This is a genomic window from Salinicola avicenniae (assembly GCF_023736115.1).
GTDB classification, from domain to species: domain Bacteria; phylum Pseudomonadota; class Gammaproteobacteria; order Pseudomonadales; family Halomonadaceae; genus Salinicola; species Salinicola avicenniae.
Map to the genome: position 1 here is coordinate 275,121 of NZ_JAKQZC010000006.1, position 25,426 is coordinate 300,546.

The following is a 25,426-nucleotide window of genomic DNA, read 5'->3' on the forward strand; positions in this document are numbered from 1 at the left end:
TCAGTTATTTGGCAGCACGCTGTTTATAATCAGCTCCAATGGGCCGTTAGAATCTTTCGCCAACCTCCGTAACAACGAAACCTTCTCCTCATCAAAAACCTCTTCATAATTATTATTAGTTGCCATTTTCTTCCTAACCTCCATCATAAAAAGAAGAGGATAAGCAATTACAGCGTGGTCTTTATCGAAAGCAAAATACCTATCAGAAAGGTAAGTCGCAATTGCTTTTCTTATGCCGATTTTATCTACAACCCCAAATATCCTTGGCGGATAAGGATCTGGAAATCCACGCAGCCGATAATTTGCATATTCTCTTTGTTCCATCATCCAAGCGGTAGGATAAAAGCTATCGACATCTTGACTCATTAAAACGGAGCTTCCAAAGCTGCTTTCAAACAGGTATAGCGCTGTGGAATGGGAACCAGAAACGTTTTTCTTGGCTGTTTGATCAGAATGCGATAGCGGCCTTTGGCCTCGAAATCTTTTCCCTTGAGCTCCGGGCTCAGCTTTTAACCATGCAGGCTTATCTTGATAGAAAAAAACCATATACCTTTCCATTGCCAAAAATGACTTAGCAAAATAGAAAACAGCATAATAAAGCTTAACAGTACACCATGACCACGCCTTTTGTTCGGCTCTGCCCAAAGCATCACACAAGGAAACGACACCAGAATTGAAATAATCTACTGCATCTTCTTTTAATATCTCCTCCAATTCTAACGCATCTAGTCTCGAAAGAGGCGCCGGCATTGTTTGAGCGGTCAGATTTTGACCGCCCCATTTTCTTGTAATATAATCTACCGCCCGATGATCACTCATAGCGCTATGTCAATATGGTTTTATTTTCAGCATTAGTTTCGAACATCCCATCTAAACGCTTGTATACAATTCTTGGCGCCTCTTTCCCCTGTATACCTTTTACTTCGCTCTGATAAATCAAATTATCTCTATCCATCCTAATGATGCCAGCGATGAATTCCTTTGTATAATTACCCCCCATCGAATTACAGTAAGGAATGACTCTTAAATTCAAAAACTCGATGGCACCCAAGAAGCCTGATGCATACATAAAGGCATTCGTTTTATCTGCCCATTCCTCGCCATAAGCATCAGATATAACAGTAAAGAAGTTTTTAATAACATTCCTTTGCTGTTCAAAAATCTCTATACCTACCTGCTCAAATATACCATTCGATTCCACTATGGGCTTAATTGCAGTAACCGCTGTAGACAACGCAATACCGCCTTTTCGTCGAGGTGTGCCTGGAACCTTGATTTCTTGATAATAGGGCGAATCCTCTTCATTGTTAAGAGCGTCCACTATATCTCTGGCTCTGGCGGCAGCCGGATCAACTATCTCATCATCTGCAACAGAATAAAGATCGTAAACCAAACTCCTTGGAACGGGCTTTTGCTCAGTATTAATAGACAAAAATATATTGGCACACTGCTTGGTATTAAGACCAATATATATTGAAACAGGAAGCTCTAGCTCCGCTATAGCCTCATCTTCTTTTATTGCCTCTTTTATTCCGCTTAAACGGTGCTGCCCATCGATTAACTGGGCTGATCGTTCAACGAGCGGAATCTCGATTTCATCATTATCAAAAACAATTTCATGCTCTTCGCAAACCCAATTCAAAACCAGCGCTGCTGGAAAATTTCCTTGCAGTTGCGTGTATTCCTTTATCCCAGCAATCCGCCTCGGATTCAAATACCGCTGCACTGCGCCGGGCTCGCTATCCTGCCCCCGAACTGAAACATAACTTACTGCACTAAGATGTTTGGCCTTAATATTTGCCAAATAAAAACTTTGTTCTCTCTGAGCGACTTCTATCGCTTTAACTTTAATAGTATCAACCATCTGCACTACCCTTTATTATAAAACAACATGACATCCTGTCCCCTACCCTTAAAAACGTCCTGTTCCCTGGTACCAGCGTTCCGCTACTTGCTTCGCGACTCGGTATCCGTTCCGGTCGGCTTAAGCCGATCTCTCGCCTTCTCTATATCTGGACTCACCTGCCCTGCTTCTTCGTTTGTCTGATTCGTCATGAGCCACAGGGTGTACTTGCTGAATGCCTGGCTTACTTCAGCCAGCAGCTTCCCTGATGGACCGCTTCGTCCCATTTCCACGTTGATCAGCGTCTGCTTTGGCACACCAATCATGTCGCAGAAAGCCTGACGCCCGAAGCCTTCTGCCTCGCGTATCTCACGCACTTTTTTGCCAAGATCACTTGACATGTGTTTTTTTCTGCCTATATTCAAATGTAGATACTGTGTTCAGATATAGACACGACAGGTCTGACACGCCATGACATAGAAAAAGCCTACCACAGACAAACAAAGGCGGCTTACGACAATGGAAGAATCAAAATCGCCCCAGGTCCCGGCCCTTGTGCCGTTGATGACCAAAGAGCGTTTCTCTGATCTCTCTGGCCTGTCGCTCGACACCATCGAGGGTCAGTTACGTCGTGGCTATCTGCCGTCTCGCAAGGTTGGCCGTCACCGCATGATCAACGTCGCTCTCCTCCAGCGCGAATGCCTCGACGACGAGGAATGGTCATGAATAGCCAATCGCTTACGCATTTTTCCGTCATCACGACGAAAGGCGAGCTTTCCCATACGCCGAGAAGGGTCTTTACTGAGACTACTGGCCGAGACGTCATGTCCCGGCTCCAGTGTTTATGGTTTACCCTGCTACCTCGGCCCATCACGGCAAGCGCTCTACTCAGTCCGCTTTCCATGATTGGGCCACTTTTTTGCCCGCGCCTTCTCCCCCTGGAGGCTCGGTCATGATCCAGGTCACGTTTGCCCACCTCACCCCCGATCAGCCCCACCAGGGCACCGCCTTCCACCTGGATGGCAAATACGCCGGCTATATCGGTCAAGACTGCACCGGGCGCGATTTTGCCTACTTCTACCGTCCCTTCTGGCAACGCACCCGTCTTCGCGAGGCTCGCGGGTATGTCAGGATCACTGATCGATCTGGCGCGTTATCTCTCCTTCGTCGCCTTGTGACTCGCCTTGCCTATCGACAATTGATGACTCGCGCTCGGTCGATCTGTGCCTCTCCCTGTGCCAGCACCTTCTACCAACGTGTCCTCGCTGATCTCCAATTCCAGCGCCGTCTCGCTTACGCCCTGGTCGATCTCCGCACCTGGAACGATCCCAGCGCCGACAGCCTCTCTAGCGATCTCGCGTTCACTCCTGAATGCGCATCGCAACAGGACGATGCCCCGGCCAACGCCTCCAGGGCCGTGTTTCGCGTCTTCCCTGCCCTGTCCTACAACCTCATTCAGTACACGGATGGCTCTTACCGCCGTGTCAGCAGCACCGACATTCACCCCGGTGCCGAACCGCTTAGCGTCCCCCAGCGCTACTTGACCCGTGTTGCCTGTGTAGCCACTCCCGCCCAACAGGCAGCGTCTCCACGGGTCTTTTTTCTTCCGACGACTGTGCCGCCCTCTTTCCTGGCCGGTCGTCATCACGCAGCACCCACCACCACGAGGAACACCCAATGACCACCGCGACGAAGAAACAGCCCGTTCGCGTGTTCCTGGAGCAAGCCGATCACTCTCGGTTTCTCGTCCAGGCCGGCACGCATCAACTGACGCCCTCCGCCCTGGGGGAACGGCTCATGCAATACGGCCTTTCTCTCCTGGAGCGCGGCGACCTCTCTCCGCTGGATGGCTCGCCTTCGCCTGCCCGCCCGGACTTGGGGCGCTAAGAAGTGTTTCTGCCTGCCCGTCACCCGTCGCCCATCGGTCGCACGGCCTCCCAGGCCGGAACCGTGCCCCCCGTCATACCCTGCGCAGCACGGGTTGACGGGGGGTGCGGGATCGGCCGCCGTGCTTCACGACCGGTGGCGCACGGTGTCGGGTTGGCAGACGCCTGCCCGGAGCCCCGAGCCTTGAGGGAGCGGGCTAGGCGGTGTCTCCAGGGTCGCGACTTTGGCCGCGCCGCGCTCCTTTACGCCCAGGCCGAACACCTAACCCGGATGCTCGACCCCGAGTCTTCCGACCTTGCTGAGCTATTCGTGCTCGCTCGCCACTGCCAACTCCTGGCAACCCGGCACCAACGCTAAAAGGAACTCACCATGTCCATGATTAACACCATCGTTGCTCGCGTCTCCGGCGCCTCACGTTACGAATTCGACGGCCGCAAAGGCGGCAAGCTCAGCATCATCAACGAAGTCGATGCCGACAACGATAACCAGATCGGCATGCAGAACTCCGATATGTCCGCTGATTACGAGATCGTCGAACAGATCCGCAACACCGGGGCCGAGCTGCCCTGCAACCTCGAACTCGACGTTGAGCTACGCATGGTCCGCGCCGGCCAGAACCGTCAGCAGACAACATCGCTGCACGTTATCGCCGTGCGTAAGCCCAAGGGCACCGGCCCGGCTCCCAGCAAGGCCGAACCGGCCAAAGCCAACGCCTGACCGTCTTTCGATAACCGACACACGGGGAGTCACACATGACCGCTGACCAGTTCGACCAGCTGTGGCTCCTCACCTTTTGTATCGGGCTCGTCGTCTCATTCGGGCTCGGTGCAATCAAAGGTGGCCAACGATGAGCGCCGCAACCCTCATCGGCTACCTGCTCGGCGCCTATGCCCTCGGTTGGGCATGGGGCAAAACCACACTCGCGTTCAAACAACTGGTGGAAACCTCAACATGAAAAACGTCATTCAAGGAACCCGCACCACACTCCAGCAATTCGCCGGCAAAGCCGCGCTCGCTTCCGCCGCCCTGGTGGGCACCACGGCGACCGCGATGGCTTCCGAATCCGGTACGTCCGCCGCCGTCGCTGCCATGGAGTCGATGGGCTCCCAGGGCTCGGAAATGATCGGCGCCGCTTGGCCGATCGCGACCACCATCGTCGGCGGTCTCATCGGCATCAAGCTGTTCAAGAAGTTCGCCAACCGCGCCAGTTGATCCGGCGCTTTACCGGCCCCCGTCTCCGCCCTCGGCGAATACCGGGGCCGGTCAATCAAGGGGCCTTCCGGGCCCCTTTTTTGATGGATGCACTATGAGAACTTGGCTTTCGCTGCTGATCCTGGCGTGCACGGTCCTGGTCACGACCCAGGCCCAGGCCTATCACGCTTCCTGGTCACTCGAAGCGACCTGTTACGAGAACACCCCCGGCGGCATTGATGCCTGCCGTTATGCCGCCTCCAGAGGCGATGTGTTCGACGCCTATTACTACACCTCCGCCAGCAACGGCCGAGTGCTTCAAGCGGCCGAATGGTGGGTTCTCTATTGCAGTCGAGACGCCGATGGCGCCTGTCCGTCCCGCGACGAAATATACCGCCAGCACCCGGAATTACTGCGTCCGGGCATCATCGGCATGCGCATGGATGACGAACAATGTGAGTCCGTCTATGGCCTGCCCAATCAGACCTATGGCGGCGTCACGATCAATGAAGATGGCAAATATCAGGTTCAGAAAGGCAACTGTGTGATTCAAGACGCCGGCGGTATCGGCGTCTGCTACAACGACGGCGGCAGCCAATTCTGCTCGGCCGACTGGACCGCCCATGCCGTCGAAGACGTCAACGATTCCGACGACGGCGAGAACATTCCGGCCGAAGACCTGGAGCCCACCGACGATACGGATGCCTGCGATAACGGCTATGTCTTCAGCGACGACAGCGCCTTTTGCTATCGCGGCAATGGCTCATTTTCCGTCATCGACTTTTCCGGTGGGTCCGGCTCGCTTCCTGGTCCGATTGGTGGTGATGCCGGCGGCGGTTATGACCCTGGTGAAGGTAGCGACACCGGTGGCGATGATGGCTCGGACGGGGGCGATACCGGTAGCGGCGGCTCTTCCGGTGGTGGCGGTTCTTCTGGCGGCGGTTCTTCCGGCGGTGGCGGTTCCTCCGGTGGTGGCGGTTCTTCTGGCGGTGGTTCCTCCGGTGGCGGCTCATCCGGTGGCGGCGGTTCCTCCGGCGGTGGCGGCTCGTCTGGTGGTGGGTCTTCTAGTGGTGGTGGTTCCTCCGGCGGTGGCACGCCAGACGAACCCGATGAGCCCGACGAGCCTGACGAGCCCGATACCCCGACCGATCCCGATGATCCCGACGACTCGGATAACGACGATGCCGAAGACCCGGACGGCGACGATTCGCCCAGCGATCCCGGCAACGATGGCGGTAGTAGTGGCGGCGGATCGAGTGGCGATGGCTCCAGCGATGAGGGCGACAGCGACGAGGATGGCCTGGGCCTGGGTGACGTTATCGATGCGATCAACGAGGGCTTTAACGGGCTGGTCGATGCGCTCTCCGGTGACGAGGAACTGACCGAGGGCACCGCCGATGGCCTGATCGATGGCTCGGGCCTCGAAGGCCACATGGAGGAGATCGATACCGCCGAGGAGGAGTACCAGGAGGAGCTAACCGATGTACTGGAAGGCGACACCATCGGCGACGGTGCCAACTCCTCTATCGCGGGCCCGATAGCCGACCTGATCCCCTCTCTGCCGTCCGCCAACTGCTCAATGCTGACCTTCTTCCCCGGTCAGATTTACAGCTTCGATATCTCCTGCAGCCGCATCGAAACCGTCCGCTCCTGGTTGGAGTGGCTGATCTATTTCTGGGCGGTCGTCGGCATCGTGAACCTGTTCTTTGAACCCCAGGGCAACAAGGCCTAAGCCATGATTCGTTGGATCGGTGTCTTACTCGTCAAGATTCTGGATTGGATTCTGTCCAAGTTCGCCGGCCGCCTCGCGGGGCGTCTGGCAACGTCCCTGGGCTGGATCACCTTCTATATCGCCATGCTGGCCGCGCTGGCCGGGGTCATTGCGGCGCTCGTCGCGGGCCTCTCGACCACGCTGCCCTCGGATCTGGCGCGGGGGCTAGCCCTGGTCAAACCGCGCAATCTGGAGGTCTGCATCTCGGCGATCTACAGCACCAAGGTGGCGCTGTGGGTCTTCCGCCAGAAGAAACAGATTCTGGAATGGGAACAGATGCGGAGCTTCGTCTAATGGCCGTCTACGTGGTCACGGGGAAGCTCGGCGCGGGCAAAACGCTGGTGGCGGTGGGCAAGATCAAGGACAAGCTCGACCGGGGCTGCCCGGTGGCAACCAACCTGGATCTTCGGCTTAACAAGCTGATCGGTGAAAAGGCCCGCCAGTCACGCGTCTACCGCATCCCCGATAAGCCGTCGCTCGATGACCTGGAAGCCATCGGCAACGGCAATGATACCTACAACGAGAACAAGAACGGCCTGTTGGTGTTGGACGAGTGCGGTACCTGGTTCAACTCGCGGTCGTGGGCCGACAAGTCGCGTCAGGCGGTCATCGATTGGTTTCTCCACGCCCGAAAGCTCGGCTGGGACATCATCTTTCTGATCCAAGATCTGTCGATCATGGATAAACAGGCCCGCGTCGCGCTGGCCGAACACGTCGTTTACTGCCGTCGCCTCGACCGCCTCACCGTGCCGTTTCTCGGCTCGCTCTGGTCGACCTTCGCGGGCGGCAAGCTGCCGATGCCGAAAGTTCACCTGGGCATCGTGAAGTATGGCGACAACATCAACAGCATCGTCGTGGAGCGCTGGACCTACACCGGCCGCGCGCTCTATCCGGCCTATGACACCAAACAGTCGTTCTCCGACGCCTACCCCCATCAGACCTACATGATGCTGCCGCCGTGGCTAACCCATGGCGTCTTCCGCGTGCCCCGTGATGCGAGGTTCTACATGCGCATGACCCGAATCCTGTGGAAGCGCTTCAACCGGCCGTTCCTGGCCGTCGCTTCCTTCGTGCTGGGTATCGTCCTCACCACGTCGGTGCTGGTTGTCGATCAAGTCGAAGCCCGCCGCCCCGAGGCCACACCCGAACCCACCGAGCCCGTGATCGATCTCTCGCGCTTCGATCACGCTCGGATCACCGGTTATGCCCAGTTGGGCGACCAAACCTCTTATCGCCTCCTGGATGGCGACAACCGGCCTCTCACCAGTGACGACCTGGAGCGACTTGGGCTCTCACTCGTCCCCCTGGGTGCCTGTCACCTCCGCCTCGAATCTGGAGACAACCATGCCGAACTCGGTTGCTAAAGCCCTACTCGCCGCCCTCCTGGCGGTCGCTTCGTTCCCTTCTCTTGCCATGCCTATCGATATGCAGGGCGCCGACGTGCGGGAGTTCGTTCACTGGTATTCCCAGGAAACCCAAACCCCCGTCGCCATCGATCCCGCGGTCGATGGCACGTTGACGGTCTATGCCCCGGATGTGTCGCCCGATCAGCTCCCCGAGTTCTTCGCGGGTGTCATGCGCTCGCATGGTTATGAGTTGGTCCCAGGCAACCCGCCGACACTGGTGCCCGCTCAGCCTCGACGTGGGTTCATGTCCCAACTGCCGTTGCAGACATCATCGACGCCGGTCGTCTCCCGCGTGCTGCCGATCAAGCATCTACGCGCCGACGATTTGGCGCCCCTGGTCGATGTGTTCCTGGCCGGCACCACCAACGGCGGTCTCTCGACGGCCAGCGCCCAGGTACTCCACGCGGCTAACGCACTCCTGGTCAGCGGCTCTCAGGAACGCATCGCGGATCTCGAACGCCTGCTCCCCAGCATCGACGTGAGCCGCGATCAGGTGTTGATCCGGGCCATCATCTTCGAGACGACCGATGGCGACTCCTTCGATTTCAGCACGGCTTTCGGTCGGGCGCGTGGTGGCAGCAACCCGGCCGGGGGCTTCAATACCTCCAACCTGGGCCGGTCGCTATCGACGCCGGGGGCTTCGTTCGGGATCTTCGACGGTGACGTGTTGGCGTTGGCCGTGACGGCGATTCGGCGCGACTCGGAAGCTCGGGTGCTATCGACACCGCAAATTCTCACGCTCTCCGGCCAGCAAGGCACCATCAGCGTCGGCCAGAACGTGCCCTTTATCACTGGCCGCGTCACGGGCGAAGCGGCCAACATCGAAAACCCGTTTCAGACCATCGAGCGTCGCGACATCGGCATCACGCTGAACGTCTTCCCAGTGGTCACGCCCTCGGGGCTGGTAGTGATGGACGTGAACACCGCCGCCGATAGCCTGACCGACTCCCTGATGGCGTCGGACATCATCACCAACCAGCGCAGCATCGCGACAACGGTCCAGATCCAGTCCGGCCAGTCGATCCTCCTAGGCGGTCTCGTCGCCGAAGAAAACCGCCAGCAGTCATCCAGCGTTCCCGTTCTCTCGTCGATCCCGCTGATCGGCCACCTGTTCCGCTCCACCTCGACCAGCAGCCAGACCAGCAACCTCTACGTGCTGCTGCAAGCCACCGTCTTGCCCACCCAGGAGGCCGCGTCATGACCTCGCTACCCGTGATTGCCTCGACTTCACTGCCCGCCCCGGTGAGTACTCGCAACGCCTGGGTGCCGCTTGCCCAGTGGCTCGCGATCCTCGCCATGACCATCGAACACGCGACCAAGTTTATCTGGCCCGGCTCCCCGTTCACGCCCTGGGCCATCGCGCTCGGCCGTGTGGCCTTCCCCCTCTTCGCCGGTATGGTCGCGTGGCATCTGGTCCACAATACCCGTCGCCCGATCCGCTACGGCCTACGCCTGCTCGTCGTCGGCTCGTTAGCTCAACTGCCCTACGTCCTGGTTGTCACGCCGGATAAGCTCAACGTCTGTTTTACCCTGGCCGCCGGGCTGGCCGTGGTGTGGGTGCTGGATCAATTCACGGATCGACTGTTGAAGCTGGCGGCGCTGATTCCCCTCGGCTGGCTGGCGTTCGCCCTCGGGCCCCACGTCGAATATCACAGCGTCGGTCTCTTCCTGGTCCCCGTGTTCGTGCTGGCGTTTCGTCATCCCGATAGTCGGCTGGCTCTGCTGCCCCTGCTCACCGTGGCATCGCTTCTCAATGGCGCCCCGCTTCACATGGTCATCGCCACCGCCACGGCCGGCGTCCTGGTACTGCTCCCGAACGTCTCAGGACTCGACCGGGTGCCCGCTCTGCCTCGCGGTCTACGTCTCTCCTGGTATCCGCTTCATCTGGCTGTGATCGCCCTGGTCATGCTGGTAGGTGCCCTATGACGCCCTTATCACGGACTGCCGGGGACCGACGACTAGCGAGTGTGGGTTTACGAGTCTGTCGTCGATCAACGGTAGTCGAGCTGTCACTTGCCCAATTTTATCAGCGGCAAAAATCGTTCCTGTCTTTGTTTGTCACTAACCGTCACTCGCAAAAAATGCATGCCTATTTTCCTATTTGTGCATTCAAAGCAGTGACTTATCTAAATCTTCGGTGCAGCATCGAATCATGAATTAAGCGAGACCCTCCCTGTAACACGTCTCGCAGATTAACCAAGACAACCATCAATAACCCGTCACAAACCGTCATTACTGGACAATGCTTATGAACCGCTGGGAACGCTACTCCATCGAGTCACTGATCGAAGACCGCGAAGATCCGAAGGGTCGTCTTTTTCTCAGTCCCAAGGGCCAGAAACAGCTCGGCCATATCAAGCTTCTCCACGCTGGCGTCGACACCGTGCGTCAGCTCTACGCCGGTAAACCCTGCATGGATCTGTTCGATCAGATCATCGAGACTTATCGCGAAGGACGAGGCGCCACCATCAACCTGTTTGGCTCTACCTGGATCGTCGGGGCCGGCAACACCAACAGCGGCTTTCGCTACCGTCTCCAGAACAACGATCTTGGCGTTATCGTCCTGTTCTACGCCCGTCACGTGAAGGTCGATAACATCGGCACCCACCTGAAAATCGAGCTATCCCCGCACTTCATCCAGGAACACAGCACCGCCGACCTCCAGGCCTATCTCGACGACATTGCCAAGCGCATGCTCGCCTACATCGAACCTATGGGCTGTGCCGTCCACCTCGCCCTCGACGTGCAAGGCTGGAAGCCACCCAAAGACTTTATGGAACGCTTCGTCACCCGCTCCAAGAAAGTCACCAAGATCAGCGGCATCGACGATTTCACCTTCAAACACGGCAGCATCGCGACCACCTACGGCAACGATGAAACCTTCATGTTCGGGACCGCCAGCGCTCTCCAGTGCTGCATCTACAACAAGACCAAGGAAGCCCACGCCCGCGACAAGATCCACTTCTGGGAAAGCGTCTGGAACAAAGCCTCTGACGACGATCCCACCGTCTCCGACTACAACCCCGACAAGGAGGTGTGGCGTATCGAGATGCGCTTTCATCAATCCGTGCTGCGCGAGTTCGCCCAGGGTATCCCCTGCAACGTCGACACCGGTGAAGCCCTCGACATGGATCACGGCTTCAAGCGATTCAGCGACACCGTTCCCCACCTGACCGGCCTCTGGCGTACCGCCCTGGGCAAATACCGTCTCGACCATGCCAAGAACCTGATCGACAGCTCATGGCAGCTCTTCCAGGAGGATGCCCGGTTCTACGACCACGAACCGCACTTCCTGTACAAGCGAGCCCGCAAGGCTCCTGGCCTCGGCAACGAAAAGAACGTCGCACTGGTCGTGGGTAATCTGATCTCCCTCTATGCACGTCAGAGCTTCACCACACAGCAAGCCATGCAAGGCCTCTCCCGCTGCGGTGCCTGGGACGATATCGCCAACTATTACCGGCGACGGGGATTAGACGCGGACATGCTCAGACAGCTCATATCCCAGCGCCTCATCGAGCGACGATTACTCGGGAAAGCTGCCTAGTGACCATCAAGAAAACGGATGCCGGCTGGCGGGTCGATATTCAACCTGGGGGCCGTGGACAACGCCGTATACGCAAGACGTTCGCGACCAAAGCCGAGGCTCAACGCTTCAAAAATGTCACGCTCGGCAAAGCTGCGGCAGGGGAAGATTACGGCCCAAGAAAACGGGACAAGCGACGTGTGCTCGAATTCGCTCAGCTTTGGTACGAAGTGCAAGGCGTCTCACTCAAAGACGGCAAAGGTCGCTATGGCAAGATGCGCCATCTGTGCGAACTCATGGGCAACCCGATTCTGGCGAGTGTCACGCCCATGGATATCGTCCGCTTTCGCCAATCAAGACTCGACGCCGGTCTGACACCTAGCACCACCAACCACGACCTTGCTCACCTCCGGGCCATGGTCAACGTCGCCATCCGCATGGGTGAGTACCACGGTGACAACCCGTTTGCTGCTGTGAAAGCCATTCGCCTGCCCGAGACAGAGCTGGCCTACCTCACGCCAGAACAGATCGACCTTCTGTTCAATGAGCTACAACAGTCACGCAATGCACACGTCTATCTGATCGCCTCGCTATGCCTGATGACCGGTTGCCGCTGGAGTGAAGCTCAGCAATTGAGAGCCGAGAACGTTCGCCATCAACGCGTCACCTACGTCGACACCAAGAACGGCCGCAACCGAACCGTCCCGATCAGTGAAGATCTCTTTGGCCGTCTACAGCGACACGGCAAACCATTGGGCCGCCTATTTCCCCAAGACGCCTATCAGGCTTTTACCGAAGCCTTGAACCGTTCCGGTATCGAGTTGCCAAAGGGACAGCGCACGCACGTTTTGCGGCACACCTTCGCGAGTCACTTCATCATGAACGGTGGCGACCTGCTGACGCTGCAAAAGATCCTGGGCCATCAGACGATTCAGATGACCATGCGCTATGCTCATCTGTCACCGGATCACTTGGCGGATAGCCTGAAATTTGGGCCCCAATCGCCCCGTCGACACTTCGTTGACACCGACGAAAAATGGAACACCGAGACGGGCAGAAAAAAGCGGTAAGTTATTGATTTGATGGTGGGCCCAGTAGGACTTGAACCTACGACCAAGGGATTATGAGTCCCCTGCTCTAACCAACTGAGCTATAGGCCCGGAAACGCGGGAGCCGTATGATAACGGAAGCGGTAGGCGCAGACCAGCCACCGAACGCACCAGCGTCCAGGGAGGACACGATGATATCGACAACGATCATGCGCCGGCTCGCGGTCAGCGGTCTGGTCGCCGGCGCGGCGCTACTGGCCAGCGTCGCCCAGGCCGCCTGGCAGTTGGACCCTAACCGGTCTCATGTCACGGCGACCGTCACGGAGATCACCGGCGACAACCAGCAGATACCGCACGAGCATGCGCTGCGCCGAATGGAGGGGAGCATCAGCGCGGATGGCACCCTTCGCCTGCCGGTCCGGCTCAATCAGACGGATCTGCTCGATAGCCTCGGCAACCTGCCGCCATGGATGGCGTCGCTGACCGAGACACGCCTGGTCACCGTGGTCACACGGCTGCCGCCCGAGCGCATCAATTCGCTGGCAGTTGGCGAATCCACCGTCGAGACACTCACGCTGAGCACGGATTCCGGCGGCGAGCAGCGCCAAGAACAATTGCCCGTTCGCTTTACCCGCGAAGCGAGCGACCGGGTGCGGGCGACCAACGCCGAGCCGGTCTCGCTGGATGGTCGCGTGCTGATGAACAATCAGACCGTCCGTTCGATTCTGTCGCTCATGGGCTACCAGCGCATCGGTGACGAGGTCCCGGTCGTGCTCGACGCGCTGCTGGTCGATCGCTGAGCGATGCCGTTCCCTGTCCCGAGCGCGCTGCCCGCTGGCTGTCAGGCTCTTGAGTCAACCTGGCCATGGCCAGGGCCGCTACCGGATGTGGCGTTCTCCGCGCTTCATTTCGCACCCGCCGCGCTGAGCGAGTCCGACCTGAGCGCGTGGGAGATCGCGCTTCCGGCCAAGCTCGAAAGTGCCGCCAGCAAGCGCCGGGCGGAGTTTCTGGCCGGGCGCCTTGCCGCCCGAGACAGCGTCGCGGCACTCTGCGGCGCCCCCGAGGCTCCATCGCAGGATGCCGAGCGCCTGCCCCGATGGCCTGCCGGTATCATCGGCTCGATCACCCACAGTCATGGCCTCGCGGCTGCCGTCGTCGGCCACCAGCGCGCCTATGAAGGCCTCGGTCTGGATGCGGAACGCTTGTTGACGACGGAGCGGGCGTTGCGTCTGGCCCCTCAGATTCTCGTGAATACGGAACGAGCCTGGCTGGCGTCACTCGAGACGTCGCAGCAGGGCCGATTCGTCACGCTGGTCTTCTCGCTCAAGGAGAGCCTGTTCAAGGCGCTCTACCCGCTCGTCCGACAGCGCTTCTACTTTCCCGATGCCCAGTTGAGCAACTGGGACCCCGCCAGCGGCGAGGTCACGATCACGCTGCGCAAGACACTCTCGGCAAGGTGGGGCGCCGGCACCCGGCTGGAAGGACAGGTGGCCGATCTCGAAGACCACCTGTTGACGTTGATCGCGATTCCTCGACAATCATGAGGCAACGAACTTTCACTGCCACGGCACTGTCAGGGAAAGACAGCGTGCCGGCCAGCTCAAGGACGACCTACCGATATGATCAAGTGGCTTCTCATTCTGCTGTTTGTGGCCAGCGTGCTCTACACGCATTTTCGCGGACGAGTACGCCACCGCCCGATGCGCCAGGTGTCGGATCACTCCACGTTCATGGCGCCGATCAACGCCCTGATGACGCTGTGTGGGCGTGACAAGGATCGCCCCTATCATGACCTGACCCAATATCCCGAGCTGGAGCGCCTGACCGCCAACTGGCAGACGATCCGCGACGAGGCGTTGGCCATGCAGGAGCACATTAAGGCGTCCTCGCGCTACGACGATGCCGGCTTCAACTCCTTCTTCCGTCGCGGCTGGAAACGCTTCTATCTCAAGTGGTACGGCGACAGCCACCCCTCGGCGCGCCGGCTCTGTCCGCAGACCACACAGCTACTGGCGAGCATTCCCAACGTCAAGGCGGCGATGTTCGCCGAGCTGCCGGCCGGTAGCCATCTGACGCTGCACCGGGACCCCTACGCCGGCTCGCTGCGCTACCACCTCGGGCTGGTAACGCCCAATGATGATCGTTGCTACATCGATGTCGACGGCGAAACCTACAGCTGGCGTGACGGCGAGGCGGTGATGTTCGACGAGACCTACCTGCATCGCGCCGAAAACGGCAGCGAGCAGGACCGGCTCATTCTCTTCTGCGACATCGAACGACCGATGAAATACGCCTGGGCACGTCGCCTGAACCGCTTCGTCGGTCGCACACTGATGGCCGCTGCGGCCTCGCCGAATGATGAGAACGACCGGACCGGCGGCCTCAATCGCGCCTTCAAGTATCTCTACGCCGTGCGCAAGCAGGGCAAGGCGCTGAAGAAACGCAACAAGACGCTCTACTACCTCATCAAGTGGGCGCTGTTCGCGCTGGTCGTGGTCGCGATTCTGGCTTGGTGAGGCAGACAAGCGAGTTCACTCGCAGGACCTCGCTACCCTTCCCGCCAAACAGAAAGGCAACGCCAGACGGCGTTGCCTTTCTCCGATCCCTATTCCTATCCATATCCTTACCCCTATTCATACCTAACAGGGCGCATCGATAAACTCGTCGTTCCGCCCCTCCAACACTGGATCCACGCCACAGACGAAAGACTGGAAATCAATCGTAAATGAAACGTATTATCGTTTTATCCGATTTTTCGATTTCCTGGAGCTCACCATGTCGCTTGCCACCGAACCCGCCGGTGTTTCCCGACACTGTGCACTGGGCATCGACGATTTCACCCGTTTCGAGCATCGCTACCATCTCGCTCACCACTTTCCTGAGCGGGATCGAAACCCGGCGTCGATGCAGCAACTGGTTGTCGAAGGTCGTATCACTGAGGGGCAACCGCTGCCCGGTTGCCATTTCGTGAGCTCGGATCTCGATATTCACCAGACCTATGAAACCCATGCCCTCGATAGTGCGCCGCCCCACCTATCGATCATCGTGTTGCTCGAAGGCCAGGCAGAACTGAAGCTGGGCGAGCACCAGTGCCAGCTTGGCGCCGGCCAGGGGGCGCTGATCGCCTACGCTCATCGCCAGCGCCTGAGCGCGCGCCATGCGGCACGGCAGCGGATCAGAGCCGTCAATATCACTCTGATGGCGGAAGCCCTGGGGAGCGATGCCCGCCTGGCGCCGTTCCGCGCGCTGATGGCCAGGCGCAGTGAATGTCGCCGGCTATCATTGACGCCGGGCCTGATGCGATCACTCGACGAGTGGGTCGAGACAGCCCACGGCAGCATCGGGGACTCGCTGATGATGGAAGGCCTGGCCTTGCAAGCGCTGTCACAGGCGACGCGGCAACCCGTCACGGCGCCTCACGCCATCTCTACGCGCTCTCGGGATCATGAATTTCTGGAACGCGTGCGCCACCACCTGGAAGTCACGCCAGAAATGCCGCATACGCTGGCGGAACTGGCAAAACTGGCCTGCATGAGCCAGAGCGCGCTGCGCGACAAGTACCGCCGCCACTATGGTCGTTCGATTTTCGACCACCTGCGCGAATACCGCCTGCAGCTCGCCCTGCGTCTGCTGCAAGAGGGCTACAAGGTGCAGGAAGTGGCGTTTCGCGTTGGCTATCGTCATCCGACCAATTTCGCCACGGCTTTCCGACAACATCACGGCATCTCTCCCAGCGCCATTCGCTGAACCCTCACCCTCCGACAAAAAGTTCCTGTTCGAACGCAGTTATGGCATTTCGCATAGCCTTCGCGACGCTGGGCATAGGTCATCCTGCCGCCAATCAGGAATAATTCTCGATCACATAAACATACGATTCTCAACAGGAGCTCTATTTATGCCGGTCAGGCGCCACCGTTCCTCCTTACCGATCTGCCTGCTGGGCATGTCGCTGCTGCCACTCACGGCGGCCGCCCAATCGACCGGCAGTGTGTCCTCGGACAGCACCAGTGATCTGGATACCGTCACCGTCACGGCGCAGTCCGCCGCGACCAAGACCGAGACGCCGTTTCTGGAGACACCGCAGACAGTCTCTACTGTCGATCGCGATGAGATGGACGAGCGCGGCGTACGAACGCTGCGCGAAGCCGCGCAATATACGCCGGGGGTTTACACCAATCAGGTCGGCGCCTCCAACCGCTACGACTACCTGGTCATGCGGGGCTTCTCCGACGGCAGCCTAAGCAATACCTACCTCGACGGTTTGAAGGTGATGGGCGACACCAATGGCTATAGCTCGATGGTGATCGATCCTTGGTTCCTGGAAAGCATGGAAATCGTCAAAGGCCCGGCCTCGGTGCTCTATGGCCGCTCCTCGCCCGGCGGACTGGTCGCGCTGACCAGCAAGAAGCCACTTTTCGAGAACCGCAACGAACTCCGCTTCAGTGCCGGCAACAATGATCAACGCAGTGCCGCCTTCGACTTTTCCGGCCCCCTGGATGACGAGCGGCGTGTCGCCTACCGGCTGGTCGGCATCGGCAGCAAGGCCGATACCCAGTTCGACCCGATCGAGGAAGAGCGCTACGCGATCATGCCCTCGATCACCTGGGACGCGACGGACCGAACCAGCGTCACGTTCATGGCCTATCTGCAGAAGGATCCGGAGGGCGGTTACCACTCGGGCGTACCTTACGAAGGCGCCGTCAGCAGCCATAACGGCCAACATATCGATAACGATTTTTTTGACGGCGAAGATGACTACGACAAGTTCGAGCGCACCCAGCGGATGTTCGGCTACGACCTCGAGCACCGTTTCAGCGACGACATCACCGCACGCCAGAAATTGCGCTACCTGAATTCCGACGTCGAACTCAATCAGGTCTACCAGTACGGCTGGGTCGGCAACTCGAACGATCTCTATCGCTATTATTCCGGTGGTCGCGAATCGCTGGACGCCTGGACACTCGATAACCAGGTCGAGGCGAACTTCCGGAGTGGCTTCATTGACCACACGCTACTGGTCGGCATCGACTACCAGAAGCGAGACAACGATGTTGTCTGGACCGCGGGAACCTTCCCGAACATCAACCCGTTCAGCCCCAACTACGGCGCCGACCCGGTCGGTGATATCGCCGTCACCAACGACGAGCGGCACGAGCTGAGTCAGACCGGTATCTACCTGCAGGACCAGATGGAGATCGACCGCTGGAGATTGACGCTGGGCGGGCGTTATGACTGGGTGGATATCAAGAATACCGACCACCTCAACAACACCGAAAGCAAGCTCGACGATACCCAGTTCAGCGGTCGCGCCGGCGTACTCTATCTGTTCGATAACGGCGTTGCTCCCTATCTCAGCTATAACACGGCTTTCACGCCGACCAGCTTTGTCGATGCCGATGGGGACCTTCTCGAGCCGATGGAAGGCGAACAGTGGGAAACTGGTCTCAAATACCAACCCCCTGGAACCCGGGACCGCTACAGCCTGTCGCTCTTTAGAATCAATCAGGAAAATGTCGCGACCAAGGAGCAACCCACAGATCCTTATCGCTCGGTCGGTGAAATCCGCTCGCAGGGTGTCGAGCTGGAAGCGCGCACGTGGCTGACCGATAATTTCCGCCTTCAGCTTGGCTATAGCTACACGGACATCCGCTACACCAAGAGCGATGACCCGACCGAGGACGGCAACTACGCCATCTACTCGCCCCGCCATCAAGCCAGCGTCTGGGGGAACTACAGCTTTGACCAGGGTCCGCTCGACGGACTGGATGCCGGACTCGGCGTACGCTATTACGCTGATGTCTACGCTGACCGCGCCAACACGGAAACCGTGCCTGACTACACGCTGGTTGACGCCACCGTGGGTTATGACTTGAGCAAGATCGGACTACAAGGAGTCAACGCTCGGGTGAATGTCGGGAACCTGCTCGACAAGGAGTACGTCGCCTCCTGTAACTCCCTCGAGTACTGCTACTTCGGCGCCGAGAGAAATGTGACGGCCACGGTCAGTTACCAGTTCTGATTCGACCGCCAAGCGGCTTACCCTGCCCCGCCCCGGCCATCTGATCGCCAGATAGCCGGGGCGAATCGCTCTGGCGACAAGCCATCGACGCTCCCTTCTCTGACCCGCCATGGTTGAAGCTTTCCGTTTCCGCTTGGCCCGGTAGGCCGAGCCGGCCTACCGCCAGACACCCACCGACCGCCACGCCAGATAGACGTTCTTTGTGCTGCTCTCCGGTTGCGGCGCCGATGCTCAAGCTGTCCTGGTCCCTGCCTCTCACTGAGCCCTGCGTGGCCCTCGCCTTCGCCCCTTTTTGCAACAAGATGTTATTTCGGTTCAGAAATCTTCCGGCATTACGTCTTCACCCTGCCATTCGATGAAAACGGTTTGCATTCTCAATTCCGGCATCATCGAAGGGCTGAAGGGGAGATCCCCGATTCAGGTCGCGCTATCTCGTCCCCGGTTCTGCCGCTAGCCGGGATACGGCGCTCAGTTCGAAACATCGCCGACTATCGGTCAGTCAGGAGACGCCGCCATGCGATACGACACGGAATTCGCCACTGCCATCCCGCTGCGCCAGCCCTACTCTCAACCGCGAGAAAGCCTGCTGACGCTGTTCAGCGAGCAGTCGCTCGCGGCTTACCATCAAGGCATGCAGCGCTGCGTCGATCAGGTCCGGCGCACGCTCGACCGTAACCGCCGGCCCAACAGCGGGGTCGAGCCCGGCGAACTGCAGCCGGCCTTCGATGCCATCGATCTCGACCGCCCGCTGGAAAACCTAGAATCGAGCCTCGAGGAGGTCCAGCGGCTCTACCTCGACCATGCCGTTCACTTCCACGACAGTCGCTACGTCGCACACCTCAACTGCCCGATCACGCTGCCGTCGATCCTCGCCGAAGCGATCGCCACGCCGCTCAATACCGCCGTGGAGACCTGGGATCAGAGCGCCGGCGCCACGCTGATCGAGCAGAAGCTGATCGACTGGACTACCGCCCGTATCGGGCTCGGCGACGCCGCCGACGGCGTCTTCACCAGTGGCGGTACCCAATCCAACCTGATGGCACTGATGATCGCCCGCGATCACGCCTGTGCCGCGATGCCCGGCCACGCCGGCAATCGTCACCACGGCCTCCCGGACAACTTCCGCCAGCTGCGGATACTGACCTCGGATGTCAGCCACTTCAGCGTGCAGAAGGCCGCCGCCTTGATGGGGCTGGGCTACGACGCGGTCATTCCGGTACCGACCGACGCCGAACAACGCCTGGACGCCGAGGCGCTGGAGACAATCCTGGCCGAGTGCGACCGCGACGGCCGCGTTCCCTTTGCCCTGGTCGCGACCGCCGGCACCACGGATTTCGGCAGTATCGACCCGCTGCCGCGACTGGCCGCGATCTGTCAATCGCGCGGGCTGTGGCTGCACGTCGATGCCGCCTATGGCGGCGGCCTGCTGCTGTCGCGCCGCTACCGCCACTGGCTGGCCGGCATCGAGCAGGCGGACTCCGTCGGCGTCGATTTCCACAAGACCTTCTTCCAGCCGGTGAGTTGCAGCGCCTGCCTGGTTCGGGACCGTACGCACCTGCGCTATGTCACCTATCACGCCGACTACCTCAATCCGCGCGACCAGGCCGATGAAGGCACTCCGGACCTGGTCAACAAGAGCCTGCAGACCACGCGCCGCTTCGACGCGCTGAAGCTCTGGATGACGTTGCGAATGCAGGGCGCCGACCAGCTCGGCCGCTATCTGGAAACGGTGATAGATCTGACGCGGGAGACTTACCGAACACTGACGGCACGAGACGATTTCGAGGTGCTGACGGCGCCGGCTCTCTCGACCCTGGTCTTCCGCTATACCCCCGCGGGCGTCGAGGCAGACGCCGACATCGAAGCCGTCAACCGGGATATCCGTCAGGCGCTATCGCGTCAGGGCGAAGCGGTCATTGCCGCTACCCGCGTCGCGGGCCGGCTCTATCTGAAGTTCACGCTGCTCAACCCGCTGACGCAGGCCGAGGACCTCGCGCGACTGATCGAGAGAATCGCCGAATACGGCGCGGCGCGAGCCACCGATTTCGCCAGCGGCGCATCGGCATCGCCCGCACTCGCTCGGCAAACCCCGTAACCCTTGTCTGTCGCCGCAAACGTCTCGTCAAGCTCTCGATCCAAGACGTCACCGCCCGGCTTGCCTGCCGGGCTTTACCCTTCGACCCACGCCGCCACCGCGCGGTTGCCAGGAGCACATTCGCATGTCGAACAGGATTCATGACTTCATCGCCATCGGACTCGGTCCGTTCAACCTCGGACTCGCCTGCCTCACCGATCCGATCGAGTCGCTCGATGGCCTGTTTCTCGAACGCGAAGCGGCCTTCGACTGGCATCCCGGTCTACTGCTGGAAGATGCCAGCCTGCAGACGCCCTTCCTCGCCGATCTCGTCACGCTGGCGGACCCGACCAGCCGCTTCAGTTTCCTCAACTACCTGAAAGCCGAGGGGCGGCTCTACAACTTCTACATCCGCGAGAATTTCTTCCTGCTGCGCAATGAGTACAACCGCTACTGCCAATGGGTGACCACGCAGCTCGACACGCTGTGCTTCGGGCGCCACGTGGAACGCATCGATTACGACGACGACGCCGGCTGCTACGAGGTCCTGGCCCGCGATACGCTCAGCGGCGAGCCGCAGCGCTACCGCTGTCGCAAGCTGGTGCTGGGAACCGGCACCGAACCGATGATCCCCGCCTGCTGCCGCGACGCCCGCGACCGCCTGGTCCATTCCGCGGATTATCTCGAGCACAAGGCCGCACTGCAGGCAAAGTCGTCGATCACGCTGGTCGGCAGTGGCCAAAGCGCCGCCGAGATCTATCTCGACCTGCTGGAAGAGCAGGAAGCGCATGGCTACACCCTGGACTGGGTCACCCGGTCGCCGCGCTTCTTTCCGCTGGAGTACGGCAAGCTGACGCTGGAGATGACCTCGCCGGACTACATCGACTATTTCCACGCGCTGCCGGAGACGACTCGGGACCGGCTGATGCGCGAGCAGAAAGGGCTCTACAAGGGCATCAACCTCGATCTGATCAACGCCATCTACGACCGGCTCTACGCCCGCTCGCTCGATGGCCCGGTGAATACCCACCTGCTGACCTGCGCGGCGCTGGAGAACTGCCACTTCGATCCGGCTCACCACCGCTTCGAGCTGAGCTTCTCCCACACCGAGCAGGAGACCTATTTCGACCACCGCACCGAAGGCCTGATTCTCGCCACCGGTTACGCCCCGCGTCGGCCCGAGTTTCTCGCGCCGATCGAGCATCGTATCCAGCGCGATGCCGCCGGACGCTACGCCGTCGGACGCTACTACAGCGTAGATGCCAACGCCGAGATCTTCGTGCAGAACGCCGAACTGCACACGCACGGGCTGGTGGCGCCGGACCTCGGCATGGCGTGCTATCGCAACGCCTGCATCATTCGCGAACTCGCCGGCCGCGAAATCTACCCGGTCGAACGCGGCTTCACCTTCCAGGATTTCGGTGCCCCGGACAACGCGCGTTTCACGCCTCGTCTCGAATCCCCGCGCGCTTCCGCCTGAACCAAACATCCGACAGGAGACACGATCATGAATCTGCCACAGACTGGCCTGCCGAACCGCGATCAGCAAACCGACAACTTCTACGCAAAGACACGGCACTTCCGCCGCGAATGGGCCGGCATTGGCACGCTGACGCTGCGGCCGTTGGACCCGGCGCGCGACATCGATACCGTGTATGACTGGGTAAGCCGCGACTATGCCCGCTTCTGGGGCATGACACGCGACAGCCGAGAACAGGTCGCCGGGTTCTATCGCGAGATGCAGGAAAGCATGAACGCCCAGGCCTATCTGGGACTGCACGATGGCCAGCCCGCCTTCCTGGTCGAACTCTACGAGCCATCCAGCGACCCGGTCGGCGAGCACTACCCGGTCGAACCGGGCGACCGCGGCATGCACTTCCTGGTCGCGCCGGTGGGCACGACCTCGCCGAAGCCAATCCACGGCTTCAGCCAGGCGGTGATCGACACCATTGTCGCCTTTCTCTTCAGCGATTCGGCCACCCGACGCATCGTGGTCGAGCCGGATGTCACCAATGTCGGCATCCATCCGCTCAACCGTCGTGCCGGTTTCGTCTACGACCGTGAAATCCGGCTCGCCGAGAAAACCGCCCATCTGGCCTTCTGCACTCGCGACACCTGGCCCGAGCAAGCCCCCAAGGCCAAGGCCGTCGGCTCCAAGACGGCCGCAACCGCTCACCTGGAACCAACGCGCTGGGCCCGCGCCAACCGGGACCTGCTGGCCAAAGCGCTGGCCGAATTCATTCACGAGCGGCTGCTGCATCCCGAGCCTGCCGAAGCCGGCGAGACGGTGCGCCCCAAGGTATCGGGCGAACGATCCGGCGAAAGCCATGGCTATATCCTGGCGGTCGAGGACACGCCGACAGGCGCGCGAATCGAGTATCGCTTCCGGGCACGCGTCATGGCTCTGGACCACTGGGTCATCGACAAGGCCACCCTGACCGCGACCCGAAACGGCGAACCGAAGGCGCTCGACGTCGCCGCCTTCCTGCTCGAATTCCGCGAGCAGTTGGGCATCGCGCCGGACAACCTGCCGACCTACCTCGAGGAGATCGCCAGCACGCTGGCCGGTATCGCCTACAAACTCGGCCGCGACCTGCCGCCCGCCGAGCATCTGGCTCAAGCCGACTTCCAGACGCTGGAAATGGCGATGAGCGAAGGGCACCCTTGCTTCGTCGCCAACAGCGGGCGAATCGGCTTCGATGTCGAGGACTATCACCGCTACGCGCCGGAAGCAGGTGCCTCGGTGCGCCCGCTGTGGCTCGCCGCCGCCAGATCCTGCACCGAATACAGCGCCATCGACGGCCTGGATATCACCACTCTGATGCGCGACGAACTCGACGCCGCGACGCGTACGCGCTTCGAGGAGACGCTGCGTGCCCTGGCGCTCGATCCCGACGACTACGTCTACATGCCGGTCCATCCCTGGCAGTGGCGGCACAAGCTGGCGATCACCTTCGCCGGCGAGGTCGCCGAACGTCGGCTAGTCCTGCTTGGCGAAGGCGACGACGACTACCGCGCACAGCAGTCGATCCGCACCTGGTTCAACGTTTCGCGTCCCGAGCGGCGCTACGTCAAGTTCGCGCTGTCGATCCTCAACATGGGGTTCATGCGCGGGCTGTCCACCTATTACATGCATGGCACGCCCGCTATCAACGCCTGGGTCGAGCAGACGGTGGCCAACGACCCCGAGCTACAGGCGCAGGGGTTCAGCGTGCTTCGCGAAGTTGCCACGCTCGGTTATCACCACGCCCATTTCGAGGCCGCCACGGACCGCCAGAGCCCCTACCAGAAGATGCTCGCCTGTCTCTGGCGCGAAAGCCCCTACACGAAGCTGCCCCCCAACCGCCGCTTGATGACCATGGCAGCGCTGCTGCATCGGGACAGCGAGGATCGTCCGCTGCTGCCGGCGCTGATCCGCGCTTCCGGCATCGACGCGCCGGCCTGGATCGACCGCTACCTCGGCGCTTACATGACCCCGCTGCTGCACTGCTTCTACGCCCATGACATGGTCTTCATGCCCCACGGCGAGAATCTGATCCTGCAGTTGGAGAACGACGTGCCGGTCGGCGCGATCCTCAAGGACATCGGCGAGGAGACCGGCATCTTCGACAACGGCCAGGCGCTGCCGGAAGCCGCTCGCCGGATCGCCGTCGAGGTGCCGGAATCGCTCAAGATCCTGTCGATTCTGACCGACCTGTTCGATTGTTTCTTCCGCTTTCTGGCACCGATTCTGGACGAATCCGGCCTAATGACCGCACACGCGTTCTGGCAGCGGGTCGCTGCCTGCATCGAAGACTATCAGCGGCGCCACCCTGCGCTCGCCGACAAGTTCGCACGCTTCGACCTGTTCGCCCCAACCTTCCAGCTCTCTTGTCTCAACCGCCTGCAGCTGCGTGACAACCGGCAGATGATCGACCTCGCCGACCCGGCCAAGAATCTGCAGTTCGCCGGGGAGCTGATCAATCCGATCGCCGAATTTCGACCCTCGACGATCGCGAATCGCCAGGGAAATCCTCCAGCCCAATAGGTCGACGTTAACCTCGGGGATACGTCGAGAAACCGATATCGAACGTTTCCCCGACAGGACCACAAAAGATAATGATTATCATTTATGAAACAATGGCGACCTGGACCCCGTCATGGCCGCCATCATGCATGCTTCTCACATCGACACGCTCTACCGCCAACATCATCCGGAGCTGCTGGGCTTTCTAACCCATCGCACCGGTTGTCGGGATCAGGCCGCGGACCTCTGTCACGAAGTCTATTTGCGGCTGTTCAAGACGGACGTCGGCGCACTACCCGAGAATCCCCGCGCCTACCTCTTTCGGGTGGCCCGCAATCTGCTGATCGACCAGCATCGCCGCGCCATGCCGGAACGCATCGCGCTCGAATCGGTGGAGCCCGCGCTAGCCTGTCCCCGCGCCTGCCCGGAAACCGCGCTCTGCGACAAGCAGTGCCTGCGCCAGCTCGGCCAGACACTGTCGAGGCTGCCAGAGCGACAGCGCCAGGCACTCATCTGGCATCGACTGGAAGGACTGACCCAGCGCGAGATCGGCGAACGCCTCGGCGTCTCCGAACGCATGGCGGGGCGCTATATCGCCCAGGCCGTCACCCGATGCCAGGCCGAGCTGGAAACGCTGGCGCCAAACTGACGCGCCGG

At 60.1% G+C, this 25,426-nt stretch carries 25 protein-coding genes and 1 tRNA gene; 22 read left to right on the forward strand and 4 right to left on the reverse strand.

Annotation, left to right across the window (positions count from 1 at the left end; translation table 11 throughout):
* From MC381_RS15885 to MC381_RS15895, 3 genes are all read right to left on the reverse strand, one after another.
* Positions 1-819: a hypothetical protein gene (locus tag MC381_RS15885; protein WP_251978739.1), complete on the reverse strand. Its 819-nt coding sequence runs from the start codon at positions 817-819 to the stop codon at positions 1-3.
* Between the two features lie 4 nt (positions 820-823).
* The gene (locus MC381_RS15890; RefSeq protein ID WP_251978740.1) at positions 824-1,864 is read right to left on the reverse strand and encodes a DGQHR domain-containing protein; all 1,041 of its coding nucleotides are present in this window, start codon (positions 1,862-1,864) and stop codon (positions 824-826) included.
* Between the two features lie 83 nt (positions 1,865-1,947).
* Positions 1,948-2,244, reverse strand: coding sequence for a helix-turn-helix transcriptional regulator (locus MC381_RS15895; RefSeq protein WP_251978741.1), 297 nt, complete (start codon positions 2,242-2,244; stop codon positions 1,948-1,950).
* A gap of 118 nt (positions 2,245-2,362) precedes the next feature.
* Between MC381_RS15895 and MC381_RS15900 the strand changes: the two genes are divergently transcribed.
* From MC381_RS15900 to MC381_RS18380, 13 genes are all read left to right on the forward strand, one after another.
* On the forward strand, positions 2,363-2,569 hold the full coding sequence (locus tag MC381_RS15900) for a MerR family transcriptional regulator (protein ID WP_251978742.1): 207 nt from the start codon (positions 2,363-2,365) through the stop codon (positions 2,567-2,569).
* Positions 2,570-2,795: 226 nt separating this feature from the next.
* A complete protein-coding gene (locus tag MC381_RS15905) occupies positions 2,796-3,524 on the forward strand; it encodes a hypothetical protein (RefSeq protein WP_251978743.1) in 729 nt (242 codons plus the stop codon).
* Positions 3,521-3,730 (forward strand): hypothetical protein, encoded by a 210-nt coding sequence (locus MC381_RS15910; RefSeq protein ID WP_251978744.1) that lies wholly within the window; start codon positions 3,521-3,523, stop codon positions 3,728-3,730. The genes MC381_RS15905 and MC381_RS15910 overlap by 4 nt, the downstream gene beginning before the upstream one ends.
* Before the next feature lie 369 nt (positions 3,731-4,099).
* The gene (locus MC381_RS15915; protein WP_251978745.1) at positions 4,100-4,447 is read left to right on the forward strand and encodes a hypothetical protein; all 348 of its coding nucleotides are present in this window, start codon (positions 4,100-4,102) and stop codon (positions 4,445-4,447) included.
* A 35-nt stretch (positions 4,448-4,482) separates the two neighbouring features.
* On the forward strand, positions 4,483-4,581 hold the full coding sequence (locus tag MC381_RS18410) for a tail virion protein G7P-2 (protein ID WP_374708185.1): 99 nt from the start codon (positions 4,483-4,485) through the stop codon (positions 4,579-4,581).
* A 100-nt stretch (positions 4,582-4,681) separates the two neighbouring features.
* Positions 4,682-4,942: a major coat protein gene (locus tag MC381_RS15920; RefSeq protein WP_251978746.1), complete on the forward strand. Its 261-nt coding sequence runs from the start codon at positions 4,682-4,684 to the stop codon at positions 4,940-4,942.
* 94 nt (positions 4,943-5,036) lie between these two features.
* A complete protein-coding gene (locus tag MC381_RS15925; protein WP_251978747.1) occupies positions 5,037-6,653 on the forward strand; it encodes a hypothetical protein in 1,617 nt (538 codons plus the stop codon).
* Positions 6,654-6,656: 3 nt separating this feature from the next.
* Positions 6,657-6,986 carry a DUF5455 family protein gene (locus tag MC381_RS15930; RefSeq protein WP_251978748.1) on the forward strand — a complete coding sequence of 110 codons (330 nt, stop codon included), beginning with the start codon at positions 6,657-6,659 and terminating at the stop codon, positions 6,984-6,986.
* The gene (locus MC381_RS15935; protein WP_251978749.1) at positions 6,986-8,056 is read left to right on the forward strand and encodes a zonular occludens toxin domain-containing protein; all 1,071 of its coding nucleotides are present in this window, start codon (positions 6,986-6,988) and stop codon (positions 8,054-8,056) included. Before MC381_RS15930 ends, MC381_RS15935 begins: the two co-directional genes overlap by 1 nt.
* Complete coding sequence (locus MC381_RS15940) at positions 8,037-9,299, forward strand: secretin GspD/PilQ domain-containing protein (RefSeq protein WP_251978750.1); 1,263 nt, start codon at positions 8,037-8,039, stop codon at positions 9,297-9,299. The genes MC381_RS15935 and MC381_RS15940 overlap by 20 nt, the downstream gene beginning before the upstream one ends.
* Entirely contained in the window at positions 9,296-10,024 is a 729-nt protein-coding gene (locus MC381_RS15945; RefSeq protein ID WP_251978751.1) for a TraX family protein, read from the forward strand. Before MC381_RS15940 ends, MC381_RS15945 begins: the two co-directional genes overlap by 4 nt.
* A 322-nt stretch (positions 10,025-10,346) precedes the next feature.
* Entirely contained in the window at positions 10,347-11,642 is a 1,296-nt protein-coding gene (locus MC381_RS15950) for a phage replication initiation factor (RefSeq protein ID WP_251978752.1), read from the forward strand.
* Entirely contained in the window at positions 11,642-12,691 is a 1,050-nt protein-coding gene (locus MC381_RS18380; RefSeq protein ID WP_251978753.1) for a phage integrase, read from the forward strand. Before MC381_RS15950 ends, MC381_RS18380 begins: the two co-directional genes overlap by 1 nt.
* A gap of 13 nt (positions 12,692-12,704) precedes the next feature.
* Here MC381_RS18380 and MC381_RS15960 read toward each other — a convergent pair.
* Positions 12,705-12,781, reverse strand: a tRNA-Ile gene (locus MC381_RS15960).
* Positions 12,782-12,861: 80 nt separating this feature from the next.
* Here MC381_RS15960 and MC381_RS15965 point away from each other — a divergent pair.
* From MC381_RS15965 to MC381_RS16010, 9 genes are all read left to right on the forward strand, one after another.
* A complete protein-coding gene (locus tag MC381_RS15965) occupies positions 12,862-13,470 on the forward strand; it encodes a hypothetical protein (protein WP_251978754.1) in 609 nt (202 codons plus the stop codon).
* A 3-nt stretch (positions 13,471-13,473) separates the two neighbouring features.
* The gene (locus MC381_RS15970) at positions 13,474-14,214 is read left to right on the forward strand and encodes a 4'-phosphopantetheinyl transferase family protein (RefSeq protein ID WP_251978755.1); all 741 of its coding nucleotides are present in this window, start codon (positions 13,474-13,476) and stop codon (positions 14,212-14,214) included.
* A gap of 75 nt (positions 14,215-14,289) precedes the next feature.
* Entirely contained in the window at positions 14,290-15,186 is an 897-nt protein-coding gene (lpxO, locus tag MC381_RS15975) for a lipid A hydroxylase LpxO (protein WP_251978756.1), read from the forward strand.
* Positions 15,187-15,445: 259 nt separating this feature from the next.
* Complete coding sequence (locus tag MC381_RS15980; RefSeq protein WP_251978757.1) at positions 15,446-16,417, forward strand: helix-turn-helix transcriptional regulator; 972 nt, start codon at positions 15,446-15,448, stop codon at positions 16,415-16,417.
* 148 nt (positions 16,418-16,565) lie between these two features.
* Entirely contained in the window at positions 16,566-18,689 is a 2,124-nt protein-coding gene (locus MC381_RS15985; RefSeq protein WP_251978758.1) for a TonB-dependent siderophore receptor, read from the forward strand.
* 514 nt (positions 18,690-19,203) lie between these two features.
* Positions 19,204-20,784 (forward strand): pyridoxal phosphate-dependent decarboxylase family protein, encoded by a 1,581-nt coding sequence (locus MC381_RS15990; RefSeq protein WP_251978759.1) that lies wholly within the window; start codon positions 19,204-19,206, stop codon positions 20,782-20,784.
* Positions 20,785-20,908: 124 nt separating this feature from the next.
* On the forward strand, positions 20,909-22,243 hold the full coding sequence (locus MC381_RS15995) for a lysine N(6)-hydroxylase/L-ornithine N(5)-oxygenase family protein (RefSeq protein ID WP_251978760.1): 1,335 nt from the start codon (positions 20,909-20,911) through the stop codon (positions 22,241-22,243).
* Positions 22,244-22,270: 27 nt separating this feature from the next.
* Complete coding sequence (locus MC381_RS16005) at positions 22,271-24,790, forward strand: GNAT family N-acetyltransferase (protein ID WP_286009772.1); 2,520 nt, start codon at positions 22,271-22,273, stop codon at positions 24,788-24,790.
* 112 nt (positions 24,791-24,902) lie between these two features.
* A complete protein-coding gene (locus MC381_RS16010; protein ID WP_251978761.1) occupies positions 24,903-25,418 on the forward strand; it encodes an RNA polymerase sigma factor in 516 nt (171 codons plus the stop codon).
* Positions 25,419-25,426 lie beyond the last annotated feature (8 nt).

What these genes read in the sequence shown, in the direction of transcription:
- MC381_RS16010 (WP_251978761.1), top strand. Translation starts at nt 24,903, where the DNA reads ATGGCCGCCATCATGCATGCTTCTCACATCGACACGCTCTACCGCCAA.
- MC381_RS15925 (WP_251978747.1), top strand. Translation starts at nt 5,037, where the DNA reads ATGAGAACTTGGCTTTCGCTGCTGATCCTGGCGTGCACGGTCCTGGTC.
- MC381_RS15920 (WP_251978746.1), top strand. Translation starts at nt 4,682, where the DNA reads ATGAAAAACGTCATTCAAGGAACCCGCACCACACTCCAGCAATTCGCC.
- MC381_RS15890 (WP_251978740.1), bottom strand. Translation starts at nt 1,864, where the DNA reads ATGGTTGATACTATTAAAGTTAAAGCGATAGAAGTCGCTCAGAGAGAA.
- MC381_RS15950 (WP_251978752.1), top strand. Translation starts at nt 10,347, where the DNA reads ATGAACCGCTGGGAACGCTACTCCATCGAGTCACTGATCGAAGACCGC.
- lpxO (WP_251978756.1), top strand. Translation starts at nt 14,290, where the DNA reads ATGATCAAGTGGCTTCTCATTCTGCTGTTTGTGGCCAGCGTGCTCTAC.
- MC381_RS15985 (WP_251978758.1), top strand. Translation starts at nt 16,566, where the DNA reads ATGCCGGTCAGGCGCCACCGTTCCTCCTTACCGATCTGCCTGCTGGGC.
- MC381_RS15995 (WP_251978760.1), top strand. Translation starts at nt 20,909, where the DNA reads ATGTCGAACAGGATTCATGACTTCATCGCCATCGGACTCGGTCCGTTC.
- MC381_RS15935 (WP_251978749.1), top strand. Translation starts at nt 6,986, where the DNA reads ATGGCCGTCTACGTGGTCACGGGGAAGCTCGGCGCGGGCAAAACGCTG.
- MC381_RS15885 (WP_251978739.1), bottom strand. Translation starts at nt 819, where the DNA reads ATGAGTGATCATCGGGCGGTAGATTATATTACAAGAAAATGGGGCGGT.
- MC381_RS15895 (WP_251978741.1), bottom strand. Translation starts at nt 2,244, where the DNA reads ATGTCAAGTGATCTTGGCAAAAAAGTGCGTGAGATACGCGAGGCAGAA.
- MC381_RS15930 (WP_251978748.1), top strand. Translation starts at nt 6,657, where the DNA reads ATGATTCGTTGGATCGGTGTCTTACTCGTCAAGATTCTGGATTGGATT.
- MC381_RS15905 (WP_251978743.1), top strand. Translation starts at nt 2,796, where the DNA reads ATGATCCAGGTCACGTTTGCCCACCTCACCCCCGATCAGCCCCACCAG.
- MC381_RS15980 (WP_251978757.1), top strand. Translation starts at nt 15,446, where the DNA reads ATGTCGCTTGCCACCGAACCCGCCGGTGTTTCCCGACACTGTGCACTG.
- MC381_RS16005 (WP_286009772.1), top strand. Translation starts at nt 22,271, where the DNA reads ATGAATCTGCCACAGACTGGCCTGCCGAACCGCGATCAGCAAACCGAC.
- MC381_RS15970 (WP_251978755.1), top strand. Translation starts at nt 13,474, where the DNA reads ATGCCGTTCCCTGTCCCGAGCGCGCTGCCCGCTGGCTGTCAGGCTCTT.
- MC381_RS15945 (WP_251978751.1), top strand. Translation starts at nt 9,296, where the DNA reads ATGACCTCGCTACCCGTGATTGCCTCGACTTCACTGCCCGCCCCGGTG.
- MC381_RS15900 (WP_251978742.1), top strand. Translation starts at nt 2,363, where the DNA reads ATGGAAGAATCAAAATCGCCCCAGGTCCCGGCCCTTGTGCCGTTGATG.
- MC381_RS15965 (WP_251978754.1), top strand. Translation starts at nt 12,862, where the DNA reads ATGATATCGACAACGATCATGCGCCGGCTCGCGGTCAGCGGTCTGGTC.
- MC381_RS15915 (WP_251978745.1), top strand. Translation starts at nt 4,100, where the DNA reads ATGTCCATGATTAACACCATCGTTGCTCGCGTCTCCGGCGCCTCACGT.
- MC381_RS18410 (WP_374708185.1), top strand. Translation starts at nt 4,483, where the DNA reads ATGACCGCTGACCAGTTCGACCAGCTGTGGCTCCTCACCTTTTGTATC.
- MC381_RS15940 (WP_251978750.1), top strand. Translation starts at nt 8,037, where the DNA reads ATGCCGAACTCGGTTGCTAAAGCCCTACTCGCCGCCCTCCTGGCGGTC.
- MC381_RS15910 (WP_251978744.1), top strand. Translation starts at nt 3,521, where the DNA reads ATGACCACCGCGACGAAGAAACAGCCCGTTCGCGTGTTCCTGGAGCAA.
- MC381_RS15990 (WP_251978759.1), top strand. Translation starts at nt 19,204, where the DNA reads ATGCGATACGACACGGAATTCGCCACTGCCATCCCGCTGCGCCAGCCC.